The organism is Microbacterium sp. UBA3394 (assembly GCF_002358725.1).
GTDB classification, from domain to species: Bacteria; Actinomycetota; Actinomycetes; order Actinomycetales; family Microbacteriaceae; genus Microbacterium; species Microbacterium luteum.
Genome location: NZ_DEPK01000144.1, coordinates 1 through 17,475, shown reverse-complemented (window position 1 = coordinate 17,475; position 17,475 = coordinate 1). Strand labels below are relative to the sequence as shown.

The following is a 17,475-nucleotide window of genomic DNA, read 5'->3' as shown; positions in this document are numbered from 1 at the left end:
GCCCGCAGCGGGCGTCGCGGGCCGACGACGACGACCCGGACGGCGCCCGCGCGGCGCGCGGCATCCACCACGCGCTGCAGGAGCGTCTCGTCATCGATCGTCGCCGCGGCCTTGTCCGAGCCGAACCGTGTCGCGCGGCCGCCGGCCAGCACGATGGCATCGAGGGAGGGGGACGTCATGCCTCCGCGCGGCTCCACGCACCGGATCGGCCACCGGTCTTCGCCTCGAGGCGCACGTTCTCCAGCTGCACGAGACGGTCGATGCCCTTGAGCATGTCGACGATCGACAGGCCCGCCACCGAGACGGCGGTGAACGCCTCCATCTCGACACCGGTGCGGTCGGCCGTTCGCACCGTCGCTCGGATCTGCACGCCCTCGTCGACGATCTCGAGGTCGACGACCGCGCCGTGCACGCCGATGATGTGGGCCAGGGGGAGGAGGTCGGCCGTGCGCTTGGCGCCGGCGATCCCGGCGATGCGGGCGACGGCGAGCACGTCTCCCTTCGGCACCGATCCATCGCGCAGGGCCGCGACGGCGGACGCCGAGCAGCGGACGAATCCGCTCGCGGTGGCCGCGCGCACGGTGGGCTGCTTCTCGGTGACATCGACCATGCGTGCGTGACCGTCGCTGTCGAGGTGGGTGAAGGGCTGCTCGCTCATGAGACCAGCATGACAGTCACGAGGTCGCCCGCCGTGACGGCCTCGACCTCCGCGGGCACGACGGCGTACGCCTCCGCCTGCGCCAGGCCGCCTGCAAGATGGGAGCCCGATCCGCCCGCCGTCGCCGGGCGGACCGTCCACGCACCCGGATCGGTGCGGTCGAGCGCGGCGGGCAGGTACTGCCGGCGTCCGGGAGGCGTGCGCCATCCCGTCGCGGCGGGAACGGCGACCAGGGTGCGATCGAGCTCGCGGCACGCCTGGAGGTGCCGGAGCGCGGGCCGCACGAACGTCTCCCACGACACCGCGACGCTGACGGGGTTCCCCGGCAGGCAGAAGACGGGGATGCCGCTGTCGAGCACGCCGAAGCCCTGCGGCTTGCCCGGCTGCATGGCCACCTTGTCGAATCGGACGCGGTCGCCTTCGAGCACGTCGCGGACGACTTCGTACGCGCCCACGCTCACGCCGCCGGTGCACACGACCACGTCGGCCCCGGCGTCGGCGGCTGCGGCGAGGGTCGCGCGGAAGGCATCGGCGTCGTCTGCCACGCGCCCGGTGTGCACCACCTGCGCGCCCGCCTCCGTCGCGAGCCCTCCGAGCAGGACGCTGTTCGATTCGGGAATCTGGCCGCGCCGTAGCGGATCCCCCGCGGAGACCAGTTCGCTGCCGGTCGAGACGATGGCCAGCCGCACGCGGCGGCGCACGACCACCTCGGCGATCCCGGCTGCCGCCAGCGCCGCCAGCCGGAAGCCGGTCAGTTCCTCACCCGCGCGCACGACGATGTCTCCGGCGACGAGATCGGTGCCTCGACGTCGGATGTGCTGCCCGCGCGTGGGGGCGATCGTGACCTCGGTGCGCGTGAGCGAGTCGGCGAGCCCTGCCGTGGTGTGTTCGACCGGAACGACCGCGTCGGCGTCGCTCGGCACCGCCGAGCCGGTCATGATGCGCGCCGCCTCGCCGGAACGGAGCTGCGGGTCGTCGCTCGAACCGGCGGGAAGGTCTGCGACCACGCGCAGAGCCACCGGCGTCTCGGCGGTGGCATGAGCGAGGTCATCCGTGCGCACGGCGAATCCGTCCATGGCGGAGTTGTCGAAGACGGGGATGTCGAGGGCGGCGCGAGCGTCGACCGCGCCCACGAGCCCCCCGGCCGCGCCCACGGACACGGTCTCGACGGGGAGCGGATCGAGCGCGTCGAGGATGCGGGCGCGGTGCTGCTCGACGCTGATCAGCGCGTTCATGAGACGCTCGCCAGTCGCCGCGTGGCGGCCCGCCACGCGGCCATGCCGCCGTCGAGCACCGTCGCCTCGACGCCGGTGGCCCGGAGGGCGTCAGCGGCTGTCTCGGCGCGGGCGCCGCGTTCGCACACGACGACCACCGATGCCGCCTCGACCACCGTGGTGTCGCCCAGCACGCGGTCGAGCGGGACGTTCACGGCTCCGTCGATGCACCCATCGGCGAACTCGTCGTGTTCCCGCACATCGAGCAGGAGCGCGACGCGACCCGCCGCGAGCTCGCGGCGGAGCGCCGGGGCGCTGATCCGAGGGGCTCGGCTCGCCGCGCTCGAAGGCTGCGGCGCGGCCGGCCGCGACCGGAGGGGGATCTCGCGCTGGCGAGCGCCGAACGCATCGATGATGCAGATGCGACCGAGCAGCGGCTCTCCGACACCGATCACGAGCTTCACCGCTTCGGTCGCCATCAGCGCGCCGGCCTGCATGCACAGGGGGCCGAGCACACCGGCGGACGCGCAGTTCGGCGGCTCACCCGCGGTGCCGGGCGGGAAGAGGTCGGCCAGGCGCACGCCTTCGGCGGGAGCGGGCGGCGCCGCCCAGAAGACCGTCACCTGCGCGAATCCCGCGAGCACCGATCCCCACACGAGGGGAACGCCGAGTTCGGCGCAGGCGGCGTCGACCGCATCCCGGGTCGCGAAGGAGTCGCTGCCGTCGATCACGAGATCGCAGTCGGCGAGCAGTCGCGCGGCGTTGCCGTCGTCGAGACGCTCAGCGGCGGTCTCGACCGTGATGGCGCCCGAGAGGGCGCGTGCGCGCCGGGCGGCAGACTCGGCCTTCGCCGTGCCGACCGCGTCGAGGTCATGGATGACCTGGCGCTGCAGGTTCGACAGCTCGACCACGTCGTCGTCGATGATGCGCAGCAAGCCGACGCCGGCCGCGGCAAGGGCGAGAACAACGGGACTGCCGAGTCCGCCGGCGCCGACGACGGCGATGCGGGCGGCCGCCAGTCGGCGCTGCCCGGCATCGCCGACCTGCGGGAGAGCACGGTGCCGCGCGGTGCGCACGGCCTCGTCGTCGGTGAGCGCGTCGACCGGTGCCACGAGGGGCGGGAACGTCATGACACCACGCTACGCCGGATCGTCGGCGCGGATCGGCCCCGGCACGAGGAGGTGAGGCTCCTCGACGCGACGGTCGAGCAGCATCCCGAGCCCGCCCGCACCGGACGGAATGCCGGCCCCTGCCGCAGACGTTTCAGAGGGCATGATCGACTGGACCACGGTGAAGCCGTACTTCGAGACCGACGCGATCGCGCACCTTGCCACCTTGATGATGGATGGCTCGCCGCACTCTGTGCCCCTGTGGGTCGGCGTCGAGGGCGAGCGTCTCGCGCTGTTCACCGAGACCGACACGCTGAAGGACCGCAACCTCCGTCACGACCCTCGCGTCGCTGTCTCCGTCACAGCCGCGGACAACCCTTACTCGATGGCCTTCGTCCGCGGCACCGCGGTGGAGCGCATCGAAGGCGACGACGCCCTTGCCTCCGTCGACCGCATCGCACGTCTCTACACGGGTGAGCCCTATGGCATGCGGACCGGGCTCGCGGTGTGGCTCATCGAGCCGACGAAGGCCTGGGCGCGCGCCTATGAGGAGTGACCTTCGCTTCGTTGAGCCCGCTGAATAGGCGCACTTGCGGTGATAGTGTGGCAGAATGACCGCATTTCGGGTATCTGAGGCAGCTTCCCTCCTCGGAGTCAGCGACGACACCGTGCGCCGCTGGATCGATGCCGGTCGCCTCTCGACAACCGGTGAGGCGCCCGCGCGCGTAGACGGCGCCGACCTCGCCGCGCTCGCGGTCGAGATCGCTCGAGGCGCGGAGGACCCCACCGGCGTCGCCCGCAGCGCCCGCAACCGCTTCGTCGGACTGGTCACGCGGATCGAGGTCGACGGCATCATGGCGCAGGTCGACATCCAGGCGGGACCCCACCGCGTCGTCTCGCTGCTGTCGCGCGAGGCCGCGGAGGAGCTGGGTCTCGCGGTCGGGTCCCTCGCCGTCGCGGTCGTGAAGGCGACCAATGTCATCGTCGAGACCCCGCGGGAGGGCTGATGCGCCGGTTCGCTCTCCTTGCGGCGGTCGCCTCCGTGGCGCTCCTCGCCGGATGCACCGCTGCTCCAGCCGACGAGCAGACGTCCGTTCGCGTGTACGCCGCCGCGTCGCTGCAGGCCGCCTTCGACGAGCTGGCGGAGGGCTTCGAGCTCGCTCACCCCGAGATCGACGTCGAGCCCATCGTCTACGACGGGTCGAGCACACTGGCCACGCAGATCGTCGAGGGCGCTCCCGCCGACGTGTTCGCCTCCGCGAACGAGGCGACCATGGCCGATGTCGAGGCGGCCGGGGTCACCGCCGAGCAACCGCAGATCTTCGCGACGAACACCCTCGTGATCGCCGTGCCCGCCGGCAACCCCGGTGACGTCACCGGACTGACCGATCTCGCGGACCCCGCGACGGCCGTCGTCCAGTGCGCGGTCGAGGTGCCCTGCGGCGCGGCGACGGCGGCTCTTCTGGAGTCGGCCGGGGTGACCGTGACGCCGGTGAGCGAGGAGCAGAACGTCACCGCCGTGCTCACGAAGGTCGCCGCGGGCGAGGCCGATGCGGGATTCGTCTATCGGACCGATGCGGCGGCGGAGGACGCCGTGGAGGCGATCGTGCCGCCGGAGGCCGCCGACGTCGTCAACAGGTATCCCATCGCTCCGCTCTCCGGTGCATCCGATGCCTCCGCCGCTGCGCTGTTCGTGGCGTACGTGCTCTCCGAGGCGGGACGCGACGTCCTCGACGAGCACGGCTTCGGCGCGCCGTGACGCCGCGCGCGGCGCCTCGCGAAGGCTTCCTGCCTCCGCTCCTGGCCGTTCCCGCCGTGCTGGGCCTGGCCCTTCTCGTGATCCCGCTCACGGCGCTCGTCGGTCGCGTCGAATGGTCCACGCTGTGGACCGACATCTCATCGCAGGCGGCTGTCGCCGCGCTGCTGCTGTCGCTGCAGACGGGGCTGCTCGCGACGGCGTGCTGCGTCGTGCTCGGCATCCCCCTCGCCCTCGTGATCGCGCGGGCCGGCGATCGCCTGGCGGGTGTGCTGCGCGCGATCGTGACCGTGCCCCTCGTCCTTCCCCCGATGGTCGGCGGCGTCGCGCTGCTCTACCTCTTCGGGCGGTCGGGGCCCGTGGGCGCTGCTCTCGCGCAGTGGGGAGTGTCCCTGCCGTTCACGACCGGCGCGGTCGTCATCGCGCAGACCTTCGTCGCCCTGCCGTTCCTCGTGCTCGCGCTCGAAGGGGCCCTGCGCACGTCGGGCACACGCTACGAGACCGTCGCCGCCACGCTCGGCGCGGGTCGGTGGCGCATCCTCTGGCGCGTCACCCTGCCGCTCGCTCTGCCCGGGATCGTCGCGGGGGTCGTGCTCGCCTTCGCCCGCGCGATCGGTGAGTTCGGCGCGACGGCCCTCTTCGCCGGGAACGCGCCCGGCATCACCCAGACCATGCCCCTCGCGATCTACACCGCCTTCAACGGCTCCGGCGTCGGCCAGGGGACGGCGGTGGCGCTGTCGCTGCTGCTGCTGCTGACTGCGGTCGCGGTGCTTCTGCTCGTGCGCGGGTGGCGGCCGGGAGCGACGCGATGACCGACGCCGCCGCGTCGGCGACGCGGACCGCGCTCGACGCGCAGGTGCGCGTGGAGCGGGCCGGCGGATTCGTGCTCGACGCCGCGGTGAGCGCGTCGCCGGGGGAGACGATCGCGGTTCTCGGGCCGAGCGGAGCGGGGAAATCGACGCTGCTCGGGGCGCTCGCCGGTCTCGACCGTCTGTCCGCGGGGCACGTGCGCATCGGCGACCGGCTCGTGTCGTCGCCGGAACTGCGCGTGCCTCCCGCTCGTCGCGGCGTCGCGCTGCTCGGTCAGGATCCGCTCCTGTTCCCGCATCTCTCCGCCCGCGACAACGTCGCCTTCGCCCTTCGCTCGCGAGGGGTTTCCCGCGCCGACGCCCGGCGTCGCGCGGAGGACTGGCTCTCCCGTGTCGGCCTCTCCGGCCTCGGCCTGCGGCGTCCCGCGGACCTCTCCGGAGGGCAGCAGCAGCGGGCGGCCCTGGCCCGCGCGCTGGCCGCCGCCCCGCAGGTCGTGCTGCTCGACGAACCCCTCACCGGACTCGACGTCGAGACGGCATCCGAGATCCGCGGCGTGCTCCGCGACCAGGTGCGTGCCGTCGGGGCGACCACGATCGTCGTCACGCACGCCGCGGTCGATGCGGCGGCCCTGGCGGATCGCGTGATCGTCGTCGAGGACGGCACTGTCGTGCAGTCCGGCACGGTCGCGGAGGTGCTCCGCGCGCCGGCCACGCGTTTCGTCGCGGCGGTGGCAGGGCTTGATCGTGTGCCGGGCATCGTGCGCGCCGGAGCGTGGCGCGACGAGACGGGGATGCTGCAGCTGGCCGTGCCGGCGGTCGCCGACGGCCGGGCGAGCGCCGTCTTCCGCCCGGGCGCCGTGCGCCTTCGACCGATGGGACGCGAGGACGTCCGCGCCCTCGCCGCGGACGGAGCGGCGGAGAGGGAGATGGCGTGGACCGCACGGATCGCGCGCGTGGAGCCGTCGCCGTTCGGCGCACTCGTGCAGACGACGGCGCCGGATGTCGCCGTCGAGGTCGACGTGGAGGTGCTTGCCGATCGTGGGCTGGACGTCGGCGGCGAGGTGCGTCTGAGTGTGGACGCCTCGAGCATCCGCCTGGTGCCGATGAGCGCAGACGGCGCACCGGGGTAGCCTGACGCGATGAGCGGCATCCGCGCGTACCGACCGTCTGATCGCGACGCCGTCGCCGAGATCTGCGTGCGGACCGCCGAAGCGGGTGCGGATGCGACCGGCGTGCTGAGCGATGACGCGATCTGGCCCGCGATCTTCGTGCTGCCGTACGTCGAGCGGCATCCGGATCTCGCGTTCGTCGTCGTCGACGATCGCGACGTCGCGGTCGGGTACATCGTCTGCGCGCCCGACACTCGGGCGTTCGAGGAGTGGTTCCACGATCACTGGTGGCCTGTGCGGGGACGAGCCTGGACGGCGTCTCCGCCCGCTGATGAGCGCGAGGCGGAGATCCTGCGCTACGCCGCGAATCGCCGGGCCGGGGCCGAACCCTACGGTGACGCGCATCCGGCCCACCTCCACATCGACCTGCTCCCGGCGGCGCAGGGGCAGGGGTGGGGAAGGCGCCTGGTCGACACGCTTATCGGCGCGCTGCGCGAGCGCGGGGTGACGGGTGTGCACCTGGTCGCGAGCGCCGAGAACGCGGGCGCCCTCGCCTTCTACCGGCGCCTCGGGTTCACGCCCCTGCCGTCGCACGACGGCGTGCAGGCGTTCGCCATCGACCTCGCGGATCGGTGAGGCGGAGCCTTCGTCAAGCCCTCGTCGCGAGAGGATGCCGCCGCGTAGCCTCGCGATCATGGACGATCTCTCCTCGCCGACCGGCCGTGAACCCGCGCTGCAGGCTGAGCCTCGCGCCGATGGCAGCCCCCCGCGCGCCCTGGTTCTCGGCGGCACCGGATACATCGGCGGTCGCCTCGTGCCGCGGCTGCTCGCGGCCGGATACCGGGTGCGCCTGCTCGCCCGAGACGCGCGTCGCGTCGCGGCCTTCCCGTGGGGCGAGCGGGTGGAGGTCGTGGAGGGAACGGCGACCGACGTCGATGCGCTCACCGAGGCGGCCGCCGACGCCGACGTGCTGTACTACCTGATCCACTCCATGTCGGCGGGGCGCGATTTCGAAGACGCCGATCGGCGCGCAGCCCACGCCGTCGTGCGCGCGTCGGAGGAGGCGGGCGTCTCGCGCATCGTCTATCTCGGCGGGCTGCATCCCGAGGGCGTGGATCTCTCGCCGCACCTGCGGTCTCGCGTGGAGGTGGGGGAGACGTTCCTCGACAGCACGGTGCCCGCGCTGGTGCTGCAGGCCGGAGTCGTGATCGGTGCGGGGTCGGCGTCGTTCGAGATGGTGCGCCACCTCACCGAGGTGCTGCCGTACATGCCGGCGCCCCGCTGGGTGCGCAACCGCATCCAGCCGATCGCGGTGCGTGACGTGCTCCACTACCTGCTCGGTGCCGCCCGCATCCCGGACGAGGTCAATCGGGCGGTCGACATCGGCGGGCCGGATGTGTTGCGCTACGGCCAGATGATGAACGGCTACGCGGTCGAGGCGGGGCTGCCGCAGCGCGCCATCGCTCCGCTGCCGGTCCTCACGCCGGGGCTCGCCTCCCACTGGGTGGGCCTGGTCACCCCCATTCCCGCGTCCATCGCGCGCCCCCTGGTGGCATCGCTGCAGAACGAGTGCGTCGTCAAGAACGACGACGTCGACAACCTCATCCCGCGTCCGGACGAGGGCCTCACCCCGTATCGCGACGCGGTGAGACTGGCCCTCGGCCGCGTCGACTCCGACCAGGTCGAGACGAGCTGGCGCGACGCCGACCTCGTCGGGGTGCCGAGCGACCCGCTCCCGAGCGACCCCGACTGGGCAGGCCGCACGGTCTTCACCGATTCGCGCACGGCGATGACCGATGCTCCCGTCGATCAGCTGTGGAGCGTCATCGAGGGCGTGGGCGGAGAGAACGGCTGGTACTCGGCGGGACTCCTCTGGGCGATCCGCGGCTGGATGGATCGCCTCGTCGGCGGCGTCGGCCTGGCTCGCGGCCGCCGCAGCCGCGCGCGCCTCGGCGTCGGAGACGCACTCGATTTCTGGCGCGTGGAGGCGATCGAACCCGGGCGGCTGCTGCGCCTGCGGGCGGAGATGAAGGTTCCCGGTGCGGCGTGGCTCGAGCTGCGTGCGAGCGTGGAGGGAGAGGGCGCCCGGTACGACCAGCGCGCCATCTTCTTCCCACGCGGACTCACCGGCCGCCTCTACTGGCTCGCCGTGCTGCCCTTCCACGGGCTCATCTTCACCGGCATGGCCGCGCGCATCACGGCCGCGGCGGAGGACCGGGCTCAGGCCGCATCCGACACGACGTGAACCGTCATCGCACCAGTTCGCCGTGCGCGATCCGAACGGTGCGATCCACGAGCGACTCCGGCACGCGCACGTGCGAGATCAGGACGACCGCCTGGTCGTCGCGCGTCGCCTGCAGCAGGTCGGCCATCAGTGCGTCGGAAGTCGCCGGATCGACACCCGCCGTGGGTTCGTCGAGAACGAGCACGGGGAAGCCCCGCAGCAGCGCGCGCGCCAGCGCCAGGCGCTGCGCCTGCCCACCCGAGACGAGCGCGCCACGCTCGCCCACGCGGGCATCGAGACCGCCGCGCTCCCGCAGCCAGGGGCCGAGGCCGACACGCTCCAGCACCGCCTCGAGATCGGCATCCGTCGCGGTGTCGCGCGCGAAGACGAGGTTCTGACGGATGTCCTCGTCGAAGAGCATCGGATGCTGTTCGCACAGCCCGACCGTTCGGCGCACGTCGTCGGGGGCGAGCTCCGACACGTCGCGGCCGCCGATCGTGTACCCGCCGTCGACATCGAGGAACCGAACCAGGGCGTGCGCCAGGGTGGACTTGCCGGCGCCGCTGGAGCCGACCACGAGCAGGCGTTCCCCGGGACGCACGTCGAGGTCGATCCCGTGCAGGGCGGGCGCGGACGCTCCGGGCCAGCTCACCGAGACGTCGCGCAGCGTCAGTCCGTCGCCCAGCGGGGGAGCGTCGCCGGTCGCGTGCCGCTCGGGCGGGAGTTCGGAGGGTGCGGTCTCGGGCACGGTCGCCGCGATGCGCTCCGCGGAGCCGCGCACCTGCCGCCACGATGCGGCGGCGAGCGGCACCGCCGCGAACACCTCGAACACGGCCATCGGCACGAGCACGGCCACCGCGAAACCGGGGGCCTCGAGGGTGCCGGCCGTCACGAGCGGCGCGGTGGCGAACACCGCGGCGAGTGAGGCGAGCCCGGCCAGCAGCGAGACGATCGCGGCCGTTCCCGCCTGGGCGCCGGCTCGCCGCACGACGGCACGGCGCAGGGCGCGGTCGGCCTCCCGCACGCGCCCGCGGCTGCCTCGCTCCGCGCCGAACGCGGCGAGCACGTCGAGATTGGTGAGGTGATCGACCACGGCGTCGGCGAGGCGGCCACGCAGGGGCGCGATGTCGCGCTCGGAGCGAGACCCGGCGACCCATCCCCACCCCCACGCGGCGAAGCCCGCGGTGACCAGGCACGCGAGCAGCGTGACGGCGGCCGGCCACGCCACGACGGCCACGAGCACCACCGCGCCGAGCGCGACGATGGCCGACGAGAGCAGCGGCTGGGCGACGCGCAGCGGCAGATTCTGCAGATCATCGACGTCGTCGACGAGGCTCGACAGCACCGAGCCGCGTCGTGTGCGGGTGAGGCCGTCCGGCGCGAGCGGCACCAGGCGGCGCAGCAGATCCGTGCGGGTGGTGGCCAGCTGCCGCAGCGCGGCGTCGTGCCCGGTGAGGCGTTCGAGGTAGCGGAAGCAGGCGCGCGCGATGGCGAAGAAGCGCACGCCCACCACGGCGGCGGTCAGGTACAGCACCGGGGGCTGCTCGCTCGCGCGCACGATGAGCCATGCGCTCACCGCCAGGAGCGCCACGGCCGAGGCCTCAGACGCGAAGCCGGAGGCGATCGCCGGCCAGAATCGACGCAGCGGTGGCATCGCCCCGCGCAGCACCTCGCGGGTGCGGGAGTCGGCGGCGTTCACGCGGGCACCTCCGCGGCGGCGAGGTCGATGACCTGGTCGGCGATCGCACGGGCGCTGTCGCGATGCGAGATCAGCAGCACCACAGCGCCGCCGTCGGCCTCGGCCCGCAGGGCGCGCCACAGCGACGCCTCGGTCTCGGCGTCGAGGGCGGCGCTCGGCTCATCGAAGGCGACCACCGGCAGAGCGAGGCGTGCGCGACGATACAGCGCTCGCGCGACGGCGACGCGCTGGGCCTGCCCGCCCGAGAGCCCCGCACCCTGAACCCCGAGCACCTTCTGCGGATCGACGTCGTCGGCGCATGCCGCGGTGAGGGATGCGCCGACGAGCGCCGCATCCGGTTCCTCGTCGCCGAGCGCGACGTTCTCGGCGACGGTGCCGGCCGACAGTCCCGGGCGCTGGCCCGCCCACGCGAGCCACGTCGACGCGGCGAGACGGCGGACGTCGCGTTCGCCCCACGTCGCCGAACCGGAGAAGTCCGCCGTGCCGAGGAGCGCGGCGAACACGCTCGACTTGCCGATCCCGCTGGGGCCGACCAGCACCGTCACGCTGCCCGGCGCGGCGGTGAACGACACCGGAGCCAGGGGGCGGCCGCCGCGGCTCACCCGCATCTCGCGGAGGGTCAGCGCCCCGCCGCGCGGTGCGGCTTCCCGGGCATCGGGCTGCGCGTCGAGGTCGCGGGCGGCATCCAGCACCTCGAACACGTCGGTCGTGGCCGCAACCCCCTCGGCGGCGGCGTGGAACTGCACGCCCACCTGCCGCAGCGGCAGGTACGCCTCGGGAGCCAGCAGCAGCACGAACAGGCCGACGCCGAGGGCGAGGGAGCCGTCGATCAGGCGGAAGCCGATCGAGACGGCGATGATCGCCACCGAGATGCTCGCCAGGAATTCCAGCGCGAACCCCGACAGGAACGACACGCGCAGCACCTTCATCGTCTCGACGCGATAGCCGTCGGTGACGCGCTCGACGGAGGCGACGGCGCGGTGCTGGCGGCCGAACACCTTGAGGGTTCCGAGCCCCTGCACGGTGTCGGCGAATCGCGAGGCGAGGCGGCGCAGGGTGCTCCACTGCCGCGCCTGCAACGTCTGCGTGGCCAGCCCGATCAGCACCATGAAGAAAGGGATCAGCGGCAGGGTCAGCACGACCGTGAGACCGGAGATCGCGTCCTGCCACCACATCACCACGATCAGCAGCGGCGTGGCGACCGCGGTCATCACGAGCTGGGGAAGGTACCGCCCGAAATACGCCTCGAGCGCCGCGAGACCCCGCCCGGCGGTCAGTGCGAGCGCCGTGGTCGAACGTTCGGCGAGCCAGCCGGGTCCGAGGCGGTCCACGGCATCGAGCAGGCCGTCGCGCAGCTGCGACTCCACGCGCGCGGCAGCGCGGGAGGACACCGCCTCCCGCGCCCACAGCAACAGCGACCGCACGGCCACCGCGCCGGCCAGCCAGGCGCCCGTAGCGGCGAGCTCGGACCACGGCATCCCGTCGATCACGCCCGTCACCGCGCGGGTGAGCAGCCACGCGACGCCCACGATGACGATCGTCTGGGCGATCGCGAGCACCGCTATCGCGGCGAAGAAACCGCGTGAGGCGCGGGCATACCGCAGCAGGCGCGGGTCCACCGGAGGGGTGCGCCGCTCGGCTCGTCCTGTGTCGCTCACGTCGATTCGACCCTACTCGTTCGGATGCCGCGGGCCGCTCCCCGCCGGGAGAGCGGCCCGCGGGCGACGGGGATCAGTGCGCGGCCACCGACGCCCGCTCGATCACGTCGCGGGTCACGCGCTTGCGGAACACCCAGTAGGTCCAGGCCTGGTACGCGAGCACGAGCGGCAGGAAGACCAGCGCGGCCCACGACATGATCGTCAGGGTGTAGTCGGTGCTCGACGCGTTCTCGATCGTGAGGCTGAACGAGGGGTCGGTGCTCGAGGGCATGACGTAGGGGAACAGGGCGAACCAGAGCGTCAGCACGGCCGCGACGATCGTCACCGCGCCGGCACCGAACGCCCAGCCTTCGCGGTCCCGCGCGTTGAAGATCACCGACATCACGAGAGCGACCGCAGCGATCCCGGCGCCGGCGATGACGACCGCGATCAGCGGCGCCTCCCGCCCGGCGGCGATGAAGATCGTCCAGACCAGGAACACCGCGGCGACCGCGACCGTCAGCAGACCCGAGCGCTTCGCGAGTGACCGGGCATCGCGGTGCACCGGGCCGTCGGTCTTCAGCGCCACGAAGTACAGCCCGTGGGTGAAGAACAGCAGGAGGGTGGTCGCCCCGCCCAGCAGTCCGTAGGGATTCAGCAGCGTCAGCAGCGTGCCGGTGAACTCGAAGTCCGCGTCGATCGGCACGCCCTGCACGATGTTCGCGACGGCGACGCCCCACAGCAGGGCGGGGACGGCCGAACCGATCACGATCATCCCGTCGAAGCGTCGCTTCCACTCCTCGCCCTCGCGCTGGTGCCGGTACTCGAACGAGACTCCGCGCGCGATGAGGGCGAGGAGGATGAGCAGCAGCGGCAGGTAGAACCCGCTGAAGAGCGTGGCGTACCACTCGGGGAACGCCGCGAACAGGCACGCGCCGGCGACGATGACCCACGTCTCGTTGAGGTCCCAGATGGGGCCGATCGTGTTGATGATCTGTCGTCGGGACACGTCGTTCCTGCCGAGGAACGGCAGCGACATGCCGACGCCGAAGTCGAAGCCGTCGAGGACGAAGTAGCCGACGAACAGGAAGCCGACGATCCAGAACCACAGGTAGGCGAGATCCATGATGTGCTCCGCTCTTGCTCAGTAGACGGTCGTGGGCGTGTCTTCGACGGACACGTCGTTCGGATCGGGGTCGTCGGGGCCGGGCAGGGGGTCAGGGCCCTTCTGCGCGGCCTTCTTGATGAGGCCGAACTCGACCACCGCGAGGGCCGCGTAGATCAGGGTGAAGGCGACGAGCGAGATCAGCACCGTCCACCCCGGCACGTTGGGGGAGACGCCGTCCTCGGTGAGCATGAGGCTGAAGACGATCCAGGGCTGACGGCCCATCTCGGTGAAGACCCAGCCGACGAGGCTGCCGAGCAGCGGCAGCGGAGCGGCCCAGATCGCCACGCGCCACGCCCACTGCGGCACATCCCGCTTGGCGTTCTTGCGGGTGAGCCACAGGCCGGCGATCGCGATGAGGAACGCCGCGCCGCCGAGGCCCATCATCCAGCGGAAGGACCAGTACGTGACCCACACGATCGGCATGTAGTCCACGCCGGCGCCGTAGAGCGTCTCGTACTGCGCCTGCAGGTCGTTGAAGCCCTCGACGCAGCCGTTCAGATCGTGCGTCGACAGGAAGGCCAGCAGATAGGGCACGCGCAGCGACCACACCTCGTGCGAGGCGTCGGGCGTTCCGATGGAGAAGATCGAGAACGACGCATCCGCCCCGCACGCGCTCTCCCACATCGCCTCCGCGGCGGCCATCTTCATCGGCTGGGTCTCGACCATGACCAGACTCAGCTGATCGCCGCTGAGGGCGACGCCGATGAACGAGACGACCATGAACCACAGGCCGAACCGCAGCGATGAGCGCATCGTCTCGAGGTGCTGGCCGCGGCGCAGGTGCCACGCCGAGACGGCGATGACGATGGCGGCGGCGAACATCCACGCGCTCGTGATCGTGTGGGGGAAGGCGGCGAGGACGACCGGGTTGGTGAGCACCGCGACGATGTCGACGAGTTCGGCGCGTCCGCCGTCGGCGGCCATCTGGTAGCCCACGGGGTTCTGCATGAAGGCATTCGCCGCGAGGATGAAGTACGCCGACAGGGTCGACCCGAACACGACGGCCCAGATGCTCGCCAGGTGCAGCTTCTTCGGCAGACGGTTCCACCCGAAGATCCAGACGCCGATGAACGTGGCCTCGAAGAAGAAGGCCATGAGCCCCTCGAACGCGAGCGGCGCGCCGAAGACGTCGCCGACGAAGCGGGAGTAGGCGGACCAGTTCATGCCGAACTGGAACTCCTGCACGATGCCCGTGACCACGCCCATCGCGAAGTTGATGAGGAAGATCTTCCCGAACAGCCGCGTCAGGTGCAGCCACTTCACATCGCCGGTGCGGTGCCACACCGTCTGGAAGATGGCGGTGACCAGCGCCATCCCGAGGGTGAGCGGCACGAAGAGGTAGTGGTAGAGCGTGGTGAGGCCGAACTGCCATCGGGCGAGGAGGAGGGGGTCGAGCAGTTCCACGGTGCACCTTCCGGGTAGGGGCGCTGGTTCAGGTGCCGTCAGGATATCCGGGTGTGGTCTGACCACACAACATCGAGAGGACGAGATGTCTCGTCGTCGAAGGAGTTCGGTAAGTTCGAGCCATGGCGAAAGCGGGGCCGGATGACGAGGTCGATCTGCTGATCGACGCGTGGTCGACGCGGCTTCCCGATGTCGACCTCACGCCGCTCGACGTGTTCTCGCGGCTGCGAAGGGTCGCGCTGCGCCTCGGGCGGCTTCGCTCGGCGGCTTTCCGGGGAGCGGGACTGGCGGCGTGGGAGTTCGACGTGCTCGCGGCGCTGCGCCGTGCCGAGCCGCCGCATCGCCTGTCGGTGGCGCAGCTGATCGAGGCCTCGATGATCTCGAGCGCCGCGATGTCGCACCGCCTCGACAACCTCGTCGCCCGTGACTTCGTCGCCCGCAAGGCCAATCCGCTCGACGGACGGGGTGTGCTCGTGCAGCTCACCGATGCCGGGGCCGACCACGTCGATGCGGCGATGACCGCGCTCGCGCAGCGCGAAGCCGAGGTGCTGGCAGGTGTCTCCGACGCCGATCGCGCCACCCTGACGAGGCTCTTGCGCACCCTGCTGGACGCGCCCGTCGACTGACGACTGCCCACCCGAGACGTCTCGCCCGCCGGGTCGTACGATGGCACCACGCCCATCCAGGGAGGTCGCCATGGTGCAGGTCCGCGTCGCCGGCGTCGCGCTCGACGCCTCGCGACAGCACGTCATCCTTCTCAAGCCCGTGGACGAGGTCCCGGGCGCCGGCAAAGTGCTTCCCATCTGGATCGGGGAGCAGGAGGCGACGTCGATCCTCGTCGCCGTCGAGGGTGCGCCGACCCCTCGGCCGCTGGCCCACGACCTCATGAAGACCCTCCTGGAGAGCATGGGTGGTGCGGTCGATCGGGTCGAGGTGACCCGCATCGAGGAGGGGACCTTCTACGCCGAGGTCACCGTGACCACGGCGCTGGGCGCGCGTGTCGTGGATGCACGCCCCTCCGACGCGGTGGCGCTCGCCTCGCGCACGGGATCACCGATCTGGGTCGCCGATGCCGTCATGGACGAGGCGGGCGTGACCGACATGCTCGCCGATGCGGAGGAGACCGAGGCGGCGGAGCAGAAGGTCGACGAGTTCAAGCGGTTCCTGGACGATGTCGATCCCGACGACTTCCGCAGCTGAGGTGACCGTCCTCCAGGTCGTCGCGGCGGTGATCGAGCGTGACGGTCTCGTGCTGGCGTGCCGTCGGCGCGCCGACCGCTCCGCGGGAGGGCTGTGGGAGTTCCCCGGCGGCAAGATCGAGCCGGGCGAGACGGCCGAGCAGGCGCTGCGACGTGAGATCGCCGAGGAGCTGGGGGTCGAGATCAGAGTGGTCGGCGAGCTGACGGCCGACGTCACCGTCGTGGGCGGGCGCAGCATCCGACTCGTCTGCCTGCGAGCGACACTGCTCAACGCTGCACCCGAGAGCAGCACCGACCACGACGAGCTGCGCTGGACGGCACCGGCCGACCTGCCGTCGCTGGAGTGGGCAGATCCCGACCTCCCCGCCGTCCGCCTCCTGTCCCGCCCCTGACCTCGCCCCGGAGCCCCCGGGCTCCCCCGGCCGCCCGGGGGCTCCGTGGATGTCGGAGAATCGCGCCGATGTCGGAGGATCGGCCGCGAATCATCCGACATCGGGCCGAATCTCCGACCATCGTGAGGGGCTCGGGTGAGGCGCACGGGCAGGACGCTCGGGCAAGGCCAGGCGCGTGGGCGCGGAGGCTCAGACGCGCGTGGCCGCGGGAGCACCCCTCCAGCCGAGCGCCGGAGCGACGTGCGTGGCGAAGTTCTGCACGAGCCGCAGGTTGAAGTCGACGCCGAGCTGGCTCGGGATCGTGAGCATCAGCGTGTCGGCCGACTGCACCGCGGCATCCTCACGCAGCTGCTCGACGAGGGCATCGGGTTCACCGGCGTAGGTCTTGCCGAACGTGGAGCGCATCCCGTCGATCACGCCGATCTGGTCGCCGCCCTGTGCGCCGCCGAAGTACATGGCGTCTTCGGCGGTCAGGATCGGGAAGACGGACCGGCTCACCGACACGCGCGGGGTTCCGGGATGGCCGGCTTCGCGCCATGCCGCGCGGAAGGCGTCGATCTGCGCAGCCTGGAGGAGATCGAACGGCGTGCCATCGGCCTCGGTGAGAAGCGTCGACGACATGAGGTTCACGCCGGTGCGGCCCGCCCACTCCGCCGATTCGCGATTGCCCGCGCCCCACCAGACGCGCGAGCGCAGTCCTTCCGACAGCGGTTCGATGTGCGCCCTCCCGGCCACACCGCCGAACGGCGATGCAGGGTCGCCGTCGGCGAGACCCTCACCGTCGATGGCGCGCAGGAACGTCGCGAAGTGCTCGCGGGCGATGTCGGCGCCGCGAGGGTCGCGTGATCCGGTGTAGCCGAAGGCCTCGTAGCCCCGCACCACGGTCTCGGGTGAGCCACGGCTCACGCCCAGCGCGAGGCGGCCGTCGCTGATGAGATCCACCGCTGCGGCCTCTTCGGCGAGGTAGAGCGGGTTCTCGTAGCGCATGTCGATGACGCCGGTGCCGATCTCGATGCGGCGCGTGCGCGCGGCGATCGCCGCCAGGAGCGGCATCGGCGAGGACTGCTGGCGGGCGAAGTGGTGCACGCGGAAGAAGA

General features: G+C 72.0%; 20 protein-coding genes. 10 read left to right on the top strand and 10 right to left on the bottom strand.

Features of this window, described 5'->3' with window-relative positions; all coding sequences use genetic code 11:
- The 5 genes from B4E30_RS16590 to B4E30_RS08565 all read right to left on the bottom strand — a co-directional run.
- Nucleotides 1-179, bottom strand: a 179-nt coding sequence (locus tag B4E30_RS16590) for a molybdenum cofactor guanylyltransferase (RefSeq protein ID WP_414683199.1), incomplete at its 3' end; no start/stop codon positions are given.
- Nucleotides 176-658, bottom strand: coding sequence for a cyclic pyranopterin monophosphate synthase MoaC (moaC, locus tag B4E30_RS08580; RefSeq protein WP_194384754.1), 483 nt, complete (start codon nucleotides 656-658; stop codon nucleotides 176-178). The genes B4E30_RS16590 and moaC, both read right to left, overlap by 4 nt.
- Nucleotides 655-1,893, bottom strand: a complete 1,239-nt coding sequence (gene glp / locus B4E30_RS08575; protein ID WP_194384755.1) for a gephyrin-like molybdotransferase Glp — start codon at nucleotides 1,891-1,893, stop codon at nucleotides 655-657. Before glp ends, moaC begins: the two co-directional genes overlap by 4 nt.
- Nucleotides 1,890-3,002: a ThiF family adenylyltransferase gene (locus B4E30_RS08570; protein WP_194384756.1), complete on the bottom strand. Its 1,113-nt coding sequence runs from the start codon at nucleotides 3,000-3,002 to the stop codon at nucleotides 1,890-1,892. The genes glp and B4E30_RS08570 overlap by 4 nt, the downstream gene beginning before the upstream one ends.
- 9 nt (nucleotides 3,003-3,011) lie before the next feature.
- The gene (locus B4E30_RS08565) at nucleotides 3,012-3,146 is read right to left on the bottom strand and encodes a hypothetical protein (RefSeq protein WP_272872947.1); all 135 of its coding nucleotides are present in this window, start codon (nucleotides 3,144-3,146) and stop codon (nucleotides 3,012-3,014) included.
- Between B4E30_RS08565 and B4E30_RS08560 the strand changes: the two genes are divergently transcribed.
- The 7 genes from B4E30_RS08560 to B4E30_RS08530 are packed head-to-tail and all read left to right on the top strand — an operon-like array spanning nucleotide 3,145 to nucleotide 8,900.
- Entirely contained in the window at nucleotides 3,145-3,537 is a 393-nt protein-coding gene (locus tag B4E30_RS08560) for a TIGR03618 family F420-dependent PPOX class oxidoreductase (RefSeq protein WP_194384757.1), read from the top strand. The genes B4E30_RS08565 and B4E30_RS08560 overlap by 2 nt on opposite strands.
- A gap of 55 nt (nucleotides 3,538-3,592) precedes the next feature.
- Nucleotides 3,593-3,988 carry a TOBE domain-containing protein gene (locus B4E30_RS08555; RefSeq protein ID WP_194384758.1) on the top strand — a complete coding sequence of 132 codons (396 nt, stop codon included), beginning with the start codon at nucleotides 3,593-3,595 and terminating at the stop codon, nucleotides 3,986-3,988.
- Nucleotides 3,988-4,740: a molybdate ABC transporter substrate-binding protein gene (gene modA / locus B4E30_RS08550; protein ID WP_286794745.1), complete on the top strand. Its 753-nt coding sequence runs from the start codon at nucleotides 3,988-3,990 to the stop codon at nucleotides 4,738-4,740. Before B4E30_RS08555 ends, modA begins: the two co-directional genes overlap by 1 nt.
- Nucleotides 4,737-5,549: an ABC transporter permease gene (locus B4E30_RS08545; RefSeq protein ID WP_286719779.1), complete on the top strand. Its 813-nt coding sequence runs from the start codon at nucleotides 4,737-4,739 to the stop codon at nucleotides 5,547-5,549. Before modA ends, B4E30_RS08545 begins: the two co-directional genes overlap by 4 nt.
- Entirely contained in the window at nucleotides 5,546-6,676 is a 1,131-nt protein-coding gene (locus tag B4E30_RS08540) for a sulfate/molybdate ABC transporter ATP-binding protein (protein ID WP_286794743.1), read from the top strand. Before B4E30_RS08545 ends, B4E30_RS08540 begins: the two co-directional genes overlap by 4 nt.
- Nucleotides 6,677-6,685: 9 nt before the next feature.
- The gene (locus B4E30_RS08535) at nucleotides 6,686-7,291 is read left to right on the top strand and encodes a GNAT family N-acetyltransferase (RefSeq protein WP_286794741.1); all 606 of its coding nucleotides are present in this window, start codon (nucleotides 6,686-6,688) and stop codon (nucleotides 7,289-7,291) included.
- A gap of 58 nt (nucleotides 7,292-7,349) precedes the next feature.
- On the top strand, nucleotides 7,350-8,900 hold the full coding sequence (locus B4E30_RS08530) for an SDR family oxidoreductase (RefSeq protein WP_286794739.1): 1,551 nt from the start codon (nucleotides 7,350-7,352) through the stop codon (nucleotides 8,898-8,900).
- 4 nt (nucleotides 8,901-8,904) lie between these two features.
- Here B4E30_RS08530 and cydC read toward each other — a convergent pair whose 3' ends face one another.
- The 4 genes from cydC to B4E30_RS08510 form a co-directional block, all read right to left on the bottom strand.
- Nucleotides 8,905-10,578 carry a thiol reductant ABC exporter subunit CydC gene (gene cydC / locus B4E30_RS08525; RefSeq protein ID WP_414683198.1) on the bottom strand — a complete coding sequence of 558 codons (1,674 nt, stop codon included), beginning with the start codon at nucleotides 10,576-10,578 and terminating at the stop codon, nucleotides 8,905-8,907.
- Complete coding sequence (cydD, locus tag B4E30_RS08520; protein WP_286794737.1) at nucleotides 10,575-12,236, bottom strand: thiol reductant ABC exporter subunit CydD; 1,662 nt, start codon at nucleotides 12,234-12,236, stop codon at nucleotides 10,575-10,577. The genes cydC and cydD overlap by 4 nt, the downstream gene beginning before the upstream one ends.
- 73 nt (nucleotides 12,237-12,309) lie before the next feature.
- The gene (gene cydB, locus B4E30_RS08515) at nucleotides 12,310-13,341 is read right to left on the bottom strand and encodes a cytochrome d ubiquinol oxidase subunit II (RefSeq protein WP_071044391.1); all 1,032 of its coding nucleotides are present in this window, start codon (nucleotides 13,339-13,341) and stop codon (nucleotides 12,310-12,312) included.
- Nucleotides 13,342-13,359: 18 nt separating this feature from the next.
- Nucleotides 13,360-14,787, bottom strand: a complete 1,428-nt coding sequence (locus tag B4E30_RS08510; protein ID WP_194384766.1) for a cytochrome ubiquinol oxidase subunit I — start codon at nucleotides 14,785-14,787, stop codon at nucleotides 13,360-13,362.
- A 122-nt stretch (nucleotides 14,788-14,909) separates the two neighbouring features.
- On the opposite strand from B4E30_RS08510, the gene B4E30_RS08505 reads away from it, so the two are divergent.
- From B4E30_RS08505 to B4E30_RS08495, 3 genes are all read left to right on the top strand, one after another.
- Nucleotides 14,910-15,413: a MarR family winged helix-turn-helix transcriptional regulator gene (locus tag B4E30_RS08505; protein ID WP_071044393.1), complete on the top strand. Its 504-nt coding sequence runs from the start codon at nucleotides 14,910-14,912 to the stop codon at nucleotides 15,411-15,413.
- 70 nt (nucleotides 15,414-15,483) lie between these two features.
- Entirely contained in the window at nucleotides 15,484-15,987 is a 504-nt protein-coding gene (locus B4E30_RS08500) for a bifunctional nuclease family protein (protein ID WP_194384767.1), read from the top strand.
- Nucleotide 15,988: 1 nt separating this feature from the next.
- Nucleotides 15,989-16,378 (top strand): (deoxy)nucleoside triphosphate pyrophosphohydrolase, encoded by a 390-nt coding sequence (locus tag B4E30_RS08495; protein ID WP_272872948.1) that lies wholly within the window; start codon nucleotides 15,989-15,991, stop codon nucleotides 16,376-16,378.
- Between the two features lie 189 nt (nucleotides 16,379-16,567).
- Here B4E30_RS08495 and B4E30_RS08490 read toward each other — a convergent pair.
- Nucleotides 16,568-17,475: LLM class flavin-dependent oxidoreductase (locus B4E30_RS08490; protein WP_286794732.1), on the bottom strand; the 908-nt coding region annotated here is incomplete at its 5' end.

Bases quoted from the DNA above. Each gene is read 5' to 3' on its own strand.
- B4E30_RS08555 (WP_194384758.1), top strand. From the start codon at position 3,593: ATGACCGCATTTCGGGTATCTGAGGCAGCTTCCCTCCTCGGAGTCAGC.
- glp (WP_194384755.1), bottom strand. From the start codon at position 1,893: ATGAACGCGCTGATCAGCGTCGAGCAGCACCGCGCCCGCATCCTCGAC.
- B4E30_RS08570 (WP_194384756.1), bottom strand. From the start codon at position 3,002: ATGACGTTCCCGCCCCTCGTGGCACCGGTCGACGCGCTCACCGACGAC.
- B4E30_RS08560 (WP_194384757.1), top strand. From the start codon at position 3,145: ATGATCGACTGGACCACGGTGAAGCCGTACTTCGAGACCGACGCGATC.
- B4E30_RS08565 (WP_272872947.1), bottom strand. From the start codon at position 3,146: ATGCCCTCTGAAACGTCTGCGGCAGGGGCCGGCATTCCGTCCGGTGCG.
- B4E30_RS08505 (WP_071044393.1), top strand. From the start codon at position 14,910: ATGGCGAAAGCGGGGCCGGATGACGAGGTCGATCTGCTGATCGACGCG.
- moaC (WP_194384754.1), bottom strand. From the start codon at position 658: ATGAGCGAGCAGCCCTTCACCCACCTCGACAGCGACGGTCACGCACGC.
- B4E30_RS08530 (WP_286794739.1), top strand. From the start codon at position 7,350: ATGGACGATCTCTCCTCGCCGACCGGCCGTGAACCCGCGCTGCAGGCT.
- cydB (WP_071044391.1), bottom strand. From the start codon at position 13,341: ATGGATCTCGCCTACCTGTGGTTCTGGATCGTCGGCTTCCTGTTCGTC.
- B4E30_RS08535 (WP_286794741.1), top strand. From the start codon at position 6,686: ATGAGCGGCATCCGCGCGTACCGACCGTCTGATCGCGACGCCGTCGCC.
- B4E30_RS08540 (WP_286794743.1), top strand. From the start codon at position 5,546: ATGACCGACGCCGCCGCGTCGGCGACGCGGACCGCGCTCGACGCGCAG.
- B4E30_RS08500 (WP_194384767.1), top strand. From the start codon at position 15,484: ATGGTGCAGGTCCGCGTCGCCGGCGTCGCGCTCGACGCCTCGCGACAG.
- modA (WP_286794745.1), top strand. From the start codon at position 3,988: ATGCGCCGGTTCGCTCTCCTTGCGGCGGTCGCCTCCGTGGCGCTCCTC.